The organism is bacterium, assembly GCA_024226335.1.
Classification (GTDB): Bacteria; Myxococcota_A; UBA9160; order SZUA-336; family SZUA-336; genus JAAELY01.
Window position 1 is genome coordinate 1 of sequence record JAAELY010000461.1, and the last position, 2570, is coordinate 2570.

Sequence of the window (2570 nt, forward strand, 5' to 3'; positions counted from 1 at the left end):
AGAGGCGGGAAGTACGTATGCACCTACGGAGGCATCGATGTCCGCACTCGGCTCCAAGAAGATCTTCGCTCCTCTCTTCGTCGTGCTGGTCTTGCTCGTGTCCTTCCTCACGGCGCGTTCGCCGCGGAAAGTGGCAGCAGCATCAGGCTCGTCGATCCTCGCCGTCCACGACGGCACGTTGACGAACTACCGGGCTGCTGCAACGGCGGTCCAGGACATCAGTCCGCTGGTCATCCAGCGCGGCGTGGGGATCGATGGTGCAGCACGCGCGGGTTCGACGCACCCGATGCATCTGGCGGGCAATCCGTTTGGCTCGCCTTGGTCGGCGAACCAGACGCTGAACGGCATTCGCACGATGACGGGCTCGTTCGGCCCATCAGACGTCGACATCTCCCTGCCCGCCGACGGACCCGCTTGGGTAGTTGGCCGTAGCTACAACAGCAGGCAAGAGGCGTCAGCTTCCCACCACGACAGCGACGGGTACCAGGGCAAGAACTGGTTTCAGATGTCGCAGCCGGAGATCGCAATCTACTGGGACACGGCGGAGGGCACCGAGGACACGGACGACGTGCTGTATCTCATCTACGGGGCGGACCGCTTCATCGAGTTCAACCGTGAGGGAACGAGCGACGAGTTCTGTGCCGTCAACGGTGCCGCCGGTGTCGTGGAGTTCGAGGAGAATGGAAGCGGGCCCGATACATACACCTACTACGACCAGTGGGGCTACCAGTTCGTCTTCTTCGGCTTCGACGGGGACGCGGCCCCTGCGAAAGGCCAGCTCTGGAAGGTGACCGATCCTGGCTTGCTCTCAGCCTACGTCGGCCACTCGTCCAGCAAGGACATCGCAATCAATGGCCAGGTGTCACCGAACATCGACCAGGGCTACGACTCTGGGGGCCGGATCCTCAAGGCGTACGACTCCGAGGAACGTCGCTTCTCCTACACTTACACGACGCTCGACAGCGCTGAGAGGCTGACCGAGGTGAAGGCGGAGACGAAGTCGAGCGGCACCTGGGGGCAGTCGCCGAGCGGCGTGACCGAAGTCGCCAAGGTGGAGTACGAGTACTACACCAGCGAGAGCCACGGGGACGCCGGGGACCTCAAGCTGGTCGAGATCACGACGCCGCTCTCCGACTCGGGCGTGAGCTCGACCAGAAAGCGCTACTACCGTTACTGGGAGGGCACCTACAACGCGACGACGAACCCCGGCCATCCGCATGCGCTGCGGATGATGATCGATTACGAGGGGACTCGCCGTCAGGACTGGGCCACGGACTCGACGTTCGATGAGGACTTCAAGACCGAGACGACCGACAACCTGAAGAGCTACGCATCGGTCTACATCGAGTACGACTCGAGCCGCCGGGCGGACAGCGCCTTCTTCAACGGCGCGTGCGGCTGCGGAGGCGGGGCGAACGGCGAGCACGCGATCGAGTACGAGGACAGCAGTACCTACTCGGACGGGACCGGCTATGACACGGCGTGGATGAGCCGCGTCGTGGTGGCAAAGCCCGAGGGGTCATTCCTCACCCAGTACTTCGACGAGGCGGGCCAGAGTGTGCATCAGGCGATCACGGACGGTGATCCCGACGACACGAGCCCCGCCCCCGACAGGTGGGTGACGAAGGTCACGCGAAACTCTGACGGTGTAGTCACCGACATCAGTACGCCCGCCAACATCACGGGCTACACACACGCCCTCGGGTCGTGGGCGATCTCGACATCGACCTCCGCTGGGCTGGTGCGAACCTTCGTGCTGGAGACGACGGGGCAGACAAAGGGCTTTGTGCTCGACCGCAAGTACAAGACGGGCACGTCGGGCTCCGCCTATTTCGAGGGGACAGTCGCGTACGACACGGCGAGCATGACGATCACCAACGAGAGCGTCGTGCGGCCCATCGTGGATGAGCGGCGCGTCTACACAGAGGCGATCACCACGGGCACGAGTGGATCGCACCTCACCGAGTTCGATCCGGACTGGTACACGGGCGCGGGTGAGGAGCTGATGCTCCTGGGGCTGGAGATCAAGCACCCGATCGTCTCGAGCGGCAACAACGGACCTGGTGGCGCGACGCACCTGACGAGGAAGACTCACTTCACCAAGCAAGGCCGCAAGGACTGGGAGAAGCAGGAAAACAGCAACCTCGACTACTACTACTGGACGGGCGGTGTCCTGGAGAAGGTGGTCAAGGACGTGAGCAACACGTTCGCGACGAGTCCACCCACCGGTTGGTCAACGAATACCGATGGATTCGAGCGCGAGGCCGAGAGCACGTTTGACGCGCAAGGGCGCAAGGTGCAGACGACGCAAGCGGACGACAACGTGCAGCGGCGATACGTCAGCAAACTGAAGGACGAGCGCATCATCTCGCTCAACTACGCCCACTACGCATCCGGCACGCCATCGTTCTACGGGCCGGTGCGATTCACCGTCACGAACCTCGCGGGCAAGGTCGAGGCGACGGGGACAGTCGGTCTCACGAGCGATGTGTCTACGAGCGCTCAGACAGCGCACATCGATGAGACCGAATCGGATCCGCTGCTCGCGATCGACATCGGGACCGTCGGGC

At 63.3% G+C, this 2570-nt stretch carries 1 protein-coding gene; it reads left to right on the top strand.

What is annotated here, in order from left to right; genetic code table 11:
- Positions 1–37: 37 nt before the first annotated feature.
- A partial coding sequence (locus GY725_22190; GenBank protein MCP4006899.1) for a hypothetical protein occupies positions 38–2570 on the top strand: 2533 nt, incomplete at its 3' end.